6 protein-coding genes are annotated in these 9048 nt (G+C 57.5%); 2 read left to right on the top strand and 4 right to left on the bottom strand.

Features of this window, described 5'->3' with window-relative positions; genetic code table 11:
• Window positions 1-108: 108 nt before the first annotated feature.
• Entirely contained in the window at window positions 109-1902 is a 1794-nt protein-coding gene (locus tag BMZ63_RS09085; RefSeq protein ID WP_091704645.1) for an ABCB family ABC transporter ATP-binding protein/permease, read from the bottom strand.
• A gap of 136 nt (window positions 1903-2038) precedes the next feature.
• Here BMZ63_RS09085 and gabT point away from each other — a divergent pair, with 136 nt between their 5' ends.
• Together gabT and BMZ63_RS09075 are read left to right on the top strand one after the other, a co-directional pair.
• Complete coding sequence (gabT, locus tag BMZ63_RS09080; protein ID WP_091704643.1) at window positions 2039-3316, top strand: 4-aminobutyrate--2-oxoglutarate transaminase; 1278 nt, start codon at window positions 2039-2041, stop codon at window positions 3314-3316.
• 114 nt (window positions 3317-3430) lie between these two features.
• A complete protein-coding gene (locus tag BMZ63_RS09075) occupies window positions 3431-4189 on the top strand; it encodes a VC0807 family protein (protein ID WP_091704640.1) in 759 nt (252 codons plus the stop codon).
• 126 nt (window positions 4190-4315) lie between these two features.
• Here BMZ63_RS09075 and gyrB read toward each other — a convergent pair whose 3' ends face one another.
• Genes gyrB through dnaN form a run of 3 tightly spaced genes read right to left on the bottom strand, consistent with a single transcriptional unit; the run spans window position 4316 to window position 9012 of the window.
• On the bottom strand, window positions 4316-6730 hold the full coding sequence (gyrB, locus tag BMZ63_RS09070) for a DNA topoisomerase (ATP-hydrolyzing) subunit B (RefSeq protein ID WP_091704638.1): 2415 nt from the start codon (window positions 6728-6730) through the stop codon (window positions 4316-4318).
• A complete protein-coding gene (gene recF, locus BMZ63_RS09065; RefSeq protein ID WP_091704635.1) occupies window positions 6730-7884 on the bottom strand; it encodes a DNA replication/repair protein RecF in 1155 nt (384 codons plus the stop codon). Before recF ends, gyrB begins: the two co-directional genes overlap by 1 nt.
• A 24-nt stretch (window positions 7885-7908) precedes the next feature.
• Window positions 7909-9012 carry a DNA polymerase III subunit beta gene (gene dnaN / locus BMZ63_RS09060; protein WP_091704632.1) on the bottom strand — a complete coding sequence of 368 codons (1104 nt, stop codon included), beginning with the start codon at window positions 9010-9012 and terminating at the stop codon, window positions 7909-7911.
• Between the last annotated feature and the right edge of the window lie 36 nt (window positions 9013-9048).

Here is a 9048-nt window from a genome sequence, read left to right as displayed (position 1 = left end):
CGACAGTGAGGGGAGGAGCCCTTCCAGAACCGTGCGGAGCCATGGATGGCGGAGCTCGAGCGCCACATGGATGTGCCGAAGGAGCGTGTTTTGGAAGGGCTCCTCCCCTTACTGATCGCCACCCCGATGCTGTTGCTCCCAAAGATGGGCATAGTGACCACCAGTCGCCAACAACTGGTTATGGCTACCACTCTCAACAATCCGGCCCCCATCCATCACCAGAATGGTATCGGCATCCCGAATCGTGGAAAGTCGATGAGCAATCACCAAAGTCGTGCGCTGGCGACTGACTTCTTTCAAAGCTCCCAGAATTGCCTGCTCTGACAAGGAATCCAGTGACGAAGTAGCTTCGTCCAATATCAGCAAGGGCGGATTTTTCAGGATCACCCGGGCAATGGCCACCCGCTGTTTTTCACCGCCGGAGAGTTTCAGGCCCCGTTCACCCACTTTGGTTTCGTAGCCATCCGGCAGGCTGTGGATAAAGTTTTCCAGATGGGCCATGCGCGCAGCCCGGTAAACCTCTTCCTCGGTGGCTTCGGGGCGGCCATAGGCCAGGTTGCTGTAGAGGGTGTCGTTGAACAGCACGGTATCTTGCGGCACCACGCCGATGGCGGCGCGCAGGCTGTCCTGAGTGACGTCGCGAATGTCCTGGCCGTCGATACGAATGGCACCTTTATCCACATCGTAGAAACGGAACAGCAGGCGGGCGAGGGTGGATTTTCCCGCACCACTGGCGCCCACCACCGCCACCTTATGGCCCGCCGGGATGGTGAAATCCACGTCCCGGAGGATTGGCCGGTCCTTGCGGTAGGCAAAATGGATGTGTTCGAAGCGCACTTCGCCGTTATCCACAACCAGTTCCCGGGCATCCGGCGCGTCTTCAATGGCGGGTTTATCTCCAAGCAGTTTGAACAACCGCTCCACGTTTACCAGCGCCTGGCGGATTTCCCGGTAGACAAAGCCCAGGGCATTCAGGGGAATGAACAGCTGTAACAGGTAGGCGTTGATCATGGTGAAATCACCCAGGGTGATCTCGCCGCTGGCTACCTCGGTGACCGCCATGGCCATAATCACCATCAGCGCGGCGCCAATGATCAGCGCCTGCCCGGCGTTCAGGGTGGCCAGCGACAACCGGTTTTTCAGGCGCGCTTGCTCCCATTCCTGCAGGTCGGCGTCGTAGCGCTGGGCTTCGAAACGCTCGTTATTGAAGTATTTCACCGTCTCGTAGTTCAGCAGGCTGTCCACCGCCCGGGAGTTGGACTGGTTGTCCCGGGCGTTGGCTTCGCGCACGTACTTGGTTCGCCATTCGGTCACCTTGATGGAAAACACCACGTACACCACTACGGCCACCAGAATGGCGATCACGTAGCCCACGTTGAACACCACCAGCAGAATACCGGCCACCAGCAGGATTTCCAGCAGGGTGGGGACGATGTTGAACAGGGTGAAACGCAGCAAAAAACTGATGCCATTGGTGCCCCGCTCGATATCCCGGGCCAGGCCACCGGTTTTTCGGTCCAGGTGAAAGCCCAGTTCCCGCTGGTGCAGGTGCTCGAACACCCGCAGCGACACTCGCCGCATGGCCCGCTCGGCCACGCGGGCAAAGACGGCATCCCGCAGTTCGCTGAACAGCGTGCTGCCAAAACGCAGCAGACCATAGGCGACCACCAGCAGCACCGGAATCCACAGCAGCAAATCCTGGCCACTGTTCTGGTCCAGATAATCCACAATGTATTTCAGGGCAATGGGCGTGGCGACCGTTGCCAGCTTGGCCAGCACCAGGAGGGTCAACGCCAATGCCACCCGGCCCCGGAATTCGGTCAGGTAGGGCCAGAGCCCGGCAATGATCTTCCAGTCGGGTTTGTGGTCGGCGGGGTAATCGTTATCTGCGTAAGCGCGCACGTGGATACCTGTAATAGTGGTAAAGGAAACTGGCGGAAAGCCGGGATTTTTAGGGGCTTCGGTTTGTATGCTTAGGGCGTACTCCCTACACTGTATGTATCAATCCCTTCGACTCCACGAAAAGGAGAATGGTAACGTGAACAACCAAGAACTTCAGGCATTGAAAGAACGTTATGTGGCAGCCGGGGCCGCGAGCCCGAACGAACAGTTTGCTGACCATGCCCTGAACGCGGAACTCTGGGATGCCGATGGCAAGCGCATGATCGATTTCGCCGGCGGCATCGGCGTACTGAACGTTGGTCATCGCCACCCGAAAGTTGTCGAAGCGGTCAAAGCGCAGCTCGACAAGCTGATGCATACCTGCCAGACCGTGATGCCGTATGAGGGCTACGTAAAACTGGCCCAGAAGCTTTCCGAAGTGGTGCCGGTGAAAGGCGACGCCAAGGTTATGCTCGCCAACTCCGGTGCCGAAGCCCTGGAAAACGCGGTCAAAATCGCCCGTGCCGCGACCAAAAAAGACAACGTGATCTGCTTTACCGGCGGTTATCACGGTCGTACCTTCATGACCATGGCCATGAACGGCAAAGCAGCGCCCTACCAGACCGATTTCGGTCCGATGCCCGGCCTGGTTTACCGTGCGCCTTATCCGGTGCCTTACCATGGCGTAAGCGAAGAAGAAGCCCTGCGCGGCCTGCACATGGCCATGAAAGCCGATTCTCCGGCCCACAACACCGCCGCCATCGTGATTGAGCCGGTGCTGGGTGAGGGTGGCTTCTACGCCGCATCCCCGGAATTCCTGAAGGAAATCCGAAAGATTTGCGACGACAACGACATTCTGATGATCGTCGACGAAGTCCAGAGTGGTTTCGGCCGGACCGGCAAGATGTTTGCCATCGAACACAGCGGCGTTCAGCCGGACATCATGACCATGGCCAAGTCCATGGCCGACGGTATGCCGATCTCCGCTATTGTCGGCACCGACAAGGTGATGGATTCCTCCGGCCCCAACTCCCTGGGCGGTACCTACACCGGCAGCCCGACTGCCTGCGCGGCAGCCCTGGCGGTATTCGATGTGTTCAAGGAAGAAGACATTCTGGGCAAGAGTCAGCGTCTGGGTGAGAAACTCAACGAACGCTTCAAGCAGTGGGAAAACAAGTTCGAGCATGTGGATAATGCCCGAAACCTGGGTGCCATGGCGGCCTTCGAGCTGGTTGAAAGCAAGGACAGCCACAAGCCCAAGCCAGAGCTGGCGGCAGCCATCACCAAGAAGGCCAAGGAAAAGGGCCTGATCCTGCTCAGCTGTGGCCTGTTCGGCAACACCATCCGCTTCCTGATGCCCGTCACCATTGAGGACGAGGTACTGGAAGAAGGCCTGAAGATTGTCGAAGAAGCCCTGCAGGAAGTGGGTGCCTGATAGGCGTTAACCACTGATCCACAGGATCGCGAAAGGCGGCGTTATCATCATATACTGTTCCGGTTAGCCCGGAACCCGATGGTTTCGCCGCCTTTTTTGTTTTCAGGATCCTGCATGACTTCCAATTCTGAACCGAACACCATTCCCGACCACAAACCACGCCCCTGGATCGACCTTCTGGTCAGCATCATCATTCCTTCCGTCATTCTGATGAAATTCAGTGGCGACGAACACCTGGGCAGTGTCAACGCGCTGATCATCGGCCTGGCCTTTCCCCTGGGGTGGGGCCTGTTCGAGTTGATCCGGTATCATAAAAAGAACTTCATCGCGCTGCTCGGCCTGATCAGCGTGGCGCTGACCGGCGGCATTGGCCTGCTGGAACTGGACGCTGGCTGGCTGGCCATCAAGGAGGCAGCGGTGCCGGCCATCATCGGCCTGGCGGTATTGATCTCCACCCGCACCAGATACCCGCTGGTAAGGGCCCTGCTGTACAACCCGGCGGTACTGGATGTGGATAAAATCCACAAAGCCCTTGAAGAGCGGGGTGGAGTGGCGGAATTTGAATCCCGGTTGTTGAAAGCCAGTTATTATTTCGCCGGCACCTTTCTGTTCTCCTCGATTATGAACTACGTCCTGGCCAAATGGATCGTCGTCAGTCCGTCCGGCACCGAGGCGTTCAACGAGGAGCTGGGCCGGATGACCCTGGTGAGCTACCCGATGATCGCCATTCCTTCCATGGTCATGATGATGCTGATCTTCTATTACCTGTGGCGCACCATTCGCCGGCTGACCGGTTACACGCTGGAAGAAGTGATGGCGCCGCACCTGGTGGAGAAAGAGAAGGAAAAGCAGCGGAAGAAGGAGCAGGGCTAAAGCTGTTTTGGCTTTGTAAAGGCCCATCCCCCTGACTCATCAAACACTGCGTAGCCTTCATAAAAAAACGGTGGCTCCTCGCGGATGCCACCGTTTTTTATGCCTGCCTGAAATCCGCAGCAACCATCAGATATCCAGGTTGCTGACCTCCAGCGCATTACTCTGGATAAAGTTCCGACGCGGCTCGACATCATCGCCCATCAGGGTTGTAAAAATCTGATCGGCGGCAATGGCGTCCTCGATGGTCACCTTCATCATGCGGCGGGTTTCCGGATCCATGGTGGTTTCCCACAGCTGTTCCGGGTTCATTTCACCCAGACCCTTATAGCGCTGAATATTCAGACCACGCTGGGCTTCTTTCATCAACCAGCCCAGGGCTCCTTCGAAAGAGAAGATCGCCTGTTTGCGCTCGCCACGCTGGATGTAGGCGCCTTCCTCAATCAATCCTTCCAGAGTTTCGCCCAGACGAGCGATGGCCTTGTAGGAGGATGATTCAAAGAAATCGTGGCCGAATACGTGCTCATAGGGAATGCCGTGCACATAAATCGTCACCATCGGCAGATACAGATGGCGCTCTTCGTCACGGGTTACCGAGAAGCTGTACTTGGTACCGGTGCGGGTATCCAGGTCCAGCCCTTCGCCCAGGCGCGCCACCCAACGGGCCACCGGTTCTTCCGTTTTCAGATCTTCCAGCGTCAGGGTGCTGTTGTAGATCATCTGCCGCAGCACCAGGGCCGGGTAGGCCCGTGACAGGCGATCAATCATCGCCATCACCGCCTGATAGTCCTTCACCATGGTTTCCAGGGCGGAATCCTTGATGGCCGGGGCATCGGCGTTCACGAACAGCTGAGCGCCTTCCAGGGCAGTCTGGGTCAGGTAGGCTTCCTTGGCCTTTTCGTCCTTCAGATACTGCTCCTGTTTGCCACGCTTGACCTTGTACAGGGGCGGCATGGCGATAAACACATGGCCCCGCTCGATGATTTCACGCATCTGCCGGAACATGAAGGTCAACAGCAGGGTGCGGATGTGCGAGCCATCCACATCGGCGTCGGTCATGATGATAATGGAGTGATAACGCAGCTTGTCCGGGTTGAACTCTTCCCGACCAATGCCGCAGCCCAGTGCGGTGATCAGGGTGCCCACTTCCGCCGAGGACAACATCTTGTCGAAACGGGCCTTTTCCACGTTCAGGATTTTACCTTTCAGTGGCAGGATCGCCTGGGTCTTTCGGTCGCGGCCCTGTTTGGCGGAACCACCGGCCGAGTCACCCTCCACAATGAACAGTTCGGAAAGCGCCGGGTCTTTTTCCTGGCAGTCCGCCAGCTTGCCGGGCAGGCCAGCGATATCCAGCGCGCCTTTCCGGCGGGTCATGTCACGGGCCTTGCGCGCCGCTTCCCGGGCCCGGGCCGCCTCAATCATCTTGTTGACGATCAACTTGGCTTCGTTCGGCTGCTCCTGAAGGTAATCCGCGAACTTCTGGTACAGCTCCTGCTCAACCGCGGTCTTCACCTCGGAGGAAACCAGCTTGTCCTTGGTCTGGGAGGAGAACTTCGGGTCCGGCACTTTCACCGAGATAATGGCGGTCAAACCTTCCCGTGCGTCGTCACCGGAGGTGTGTACCTTGGCTTTCTTGCCCAGGCCTTCCTGCTCGATGTAATTGTTCAGCGAGCGGGTAAGGGCGGCACGGAAGCCAGCCAGGTGTGTACCACCATCCCGCTGGGGAATGTTGTTGGTGAAGCAGTAGATGTTCTCCTGGAAGGCATCGTTCCACTGCATGGCCACTTCAACGGCAATGCCGTCTTCACGCTCGTGGTCAAAATGGAACACCCGGTTGATTGGCGTCTTGTTGGTGTTCAGGTGTTCAACAAACGCCTGAAGGCCACCTTCGTACTCAAAGATTTCTTCTTTGCCGGTGCGCTCGTCGGTCAGGCGAATATGCACGCCCCGGTTCAGGAATGCCAGTTCCCGGAGGCGCTTGGCCAGAATGTCGTAGTGAAACTCGATATGGGTAAAGGTTTCCGGTGACGGAATGAAATGGACCTTGGTACCGGACGCATCGGTTTCGCCCACTTCCGTCAGGGGTGCATTGGGCACACCATGGGAATAGCTCTGCTCATAAACCTTGCCATCACGACGAATGGTCAGGGTCAGGGTGGAGGACAGGGCGTTAACCACCGAGACACCCACACCGTGCAAACCACCGGACACCTTGTAGGAGTTATCGTCGAACTTACCACCGGCGTGGAGGACCGTCATAATAACTTCGGCGGCGGAGACACCTTCCTCTTCGTGCATATCCACCGGAATACCGCGACCGTTATCCTGAACGGTGATGGATTCGTCCGGATGGATTCTGATCCCGATTTCCGAGCAGTAGCCCGCCAGAGCCTCATCGATGGAGTTATCCACCAACTCAAAGACCATGTGGTGCAGGCCGGTGCCATCATCGGTGTCGCCGATGTACATGCCCGGGCGTTTGCGCACCGCATCAAGGCCTTTGAGGACTTTGATACTGGAGGAATTGTAGTTCGATTCACTCATTAATGAGACTCCTGAGGGTATTCCCCGGTTTTTTCTTCCGTCAATTTGCCATGTTCCACGTGGAACATTCTGTATTCGGGTGACTGACCATCGGCCCAGAGCACGCCCGGCTCCGGGTGCTCGATGGAGGTGATAAACACCTGACAACGCAACGCCTGAAGTTTCTGTGCCAGCATCTTTCGATGACGGACATCCAGCTCCGCATTAATGTCGTCCAGCAGAAACGTGACCTGTTTGCCGCTTTCACTCAGCACCTGGCCCTGGGCGATTTTCATCAGTATGACCAGAGTTTTCTGCTGGCCCCGGGAAAAGGTTTCCGCGACCGGGCGCCCCCGGTACTTTACCCGCACATCGGCCCGGTTGGGACCATACAGGGTATGTCCCATGCGCAACTCCTGTTCCCGATGATTCAGCAACACATCGGACAATGGCTTAGAACGATCCCACCCGGGATAGAAGTCCACTTTCAGGCCTTCGTCCCAGCCGGTTTCCAGCTCTCCAAGCACCTGACTGAAGGCTATCTTGAAACGCTCGAAAACGGCCGCTCGCGCATCGCTGATCTGCTCCGCCAGGGCACTGTACTGCGTATCCCACACCCGCAACAGAGGTTCGTCCAGTCTACCATTTCTGAGTATTTTATTCCGCTGCGATGTCACTCTTTGGCATTGCTGCCAGGCGGATGAAAAAGAAGGTTCCACGTGGAACACCAGCCAGTCCAGAAACTGCCGACGCTTGCCGGGACCGCCGGCTACAATGTCAAAAACACCGGGGTCAATAACGGATACGGGCATATGCATAGCCAGTGAGGAAAGGCTGCGAACCGCCTCTCCATCCACCCGTAACACGGTTTCCTTGGCGGCAACATCTCTGGAAAGGCCCAGACGATGGGCAGGAGCACCGGTACCCGGATGGCTACCAGAAAGACCGGCATCCAGGGCGCCAAACACGGTGAGCTTCTGCTCACCGTGGGACACCACCGCCTGGTGCCGGTTCACCCGAAAGGAGCGACCCAGTCCCAGATAGCCGATGGCCTCCAGAACGCTGGTTTTGCCGCTGCCATTGGCTCCGTACAGGAGATTGAAGGAAGGGGAAAAGGTGACCGCATCTGGCGCCAGGTTCCGGAAATGCTGGGTCTGGAGTTTAATCAGCGCCATAAAAAGCCGGACCTGCCCACACGCCTACAGGCGCATGGGCATGACCACATAGAGGCAACGGCTGTCGGTTTCGGATTCAATCAACGCACTGCTGTTCGGATTGGACAGGGTGATTTTCACCTGGTCATCATCCAGCGCGTTCATCACATCCACCAGGTAACCCACGTTGAAACCAATCTGCAGGGCTTCGCCGTCATAGTCCACCGGCAGCGCGTCTTCCGCCTGCTCCTGGTCCGGGTTGTTGGCGAAGACCTGCAGTTGTCCCGGCGCCAGGTTCAGGCGAACACCGCGAATGTTCTCATGGGACAGAATACCGGCCCGTTGCAGTGTATTTTTCAAGGTTGCTCGGTCCGCCAGCACCACCTTGTCACCGCCACGGGGGATTACCCGATTGTAGTCCGGGAATTTGCCTTCAATCAGTTTCGAGGTGAACGTATAGGACCCGACCGTGGCACGCAGGTGGTTATCACCAATCACCAGGGTGGCCGGTGTTTCCACATCATCCAGCAGGCGGGCCAGCTCAAGCACGCCCTTGCGCGGCACAATAACCTGGCGAGGTTCAGGACAGCCGGTTTCCATGTCCTGGTGAGCCATGGCCAGCCGGTGACCATCGGTGGCAACGGTTCGTACGTGGCCACTGTCCACTTCCAGTAACAAGCCATTCAGGTAATAGCGAACGTCCTGCTGCGCCATGGCGAATGCGGTGGCATCCAGCATGTACTCCAGCTCTTTCTGTGGCAGTTCCAGACGGAAACTTTCGGGCTCATCTTCCACGTTCGGGAAGTGCTCCGCCGGCAGTGTTGACAGGGTAAAGTGGGAGTTGCCGGCGCGCAGGTGCAGCCGATCGCCTTCCAGTGCCATATCAATCGGCGCCTCGTCACTCACCGCCCGACAAATATCCGCCAGTTTTCGGGCCGGCACGGTAATACGACCGGGCTGATCCACGTGCACCGGTGTTACCCGCGCCACCAGTTCCACTTCCATGTTGGTACCGGTCAATGTCAGCGTGTTGTCTTCCGCTTCCAGCAACACATTGGACAGCACCGGCATGGTCTGTTTCTTTTCCACCACGCCGGCAATGCTTTGCAGCGGGGTGAGCAGGGATTCACGGCTGATTGTCAGTTTCATGGCACTCGGTTTCTGTTATCGGAAGTGAATGTTCGG

The organism is Marinobacter persicus, from assembly GCF_900114155.1.
Lineage (GTDB): Bacteria > Pseudomonadota > Gammaproteobacteria > Pseudomonadales > Oleiphilaceae > Marinobacter > Marinobacter persicus.
The sequence above is the reverse complement of the archived record's forward strand: the minus strand, read 5'-3'. Positions and strand labels throughout refer to the sequence as shown.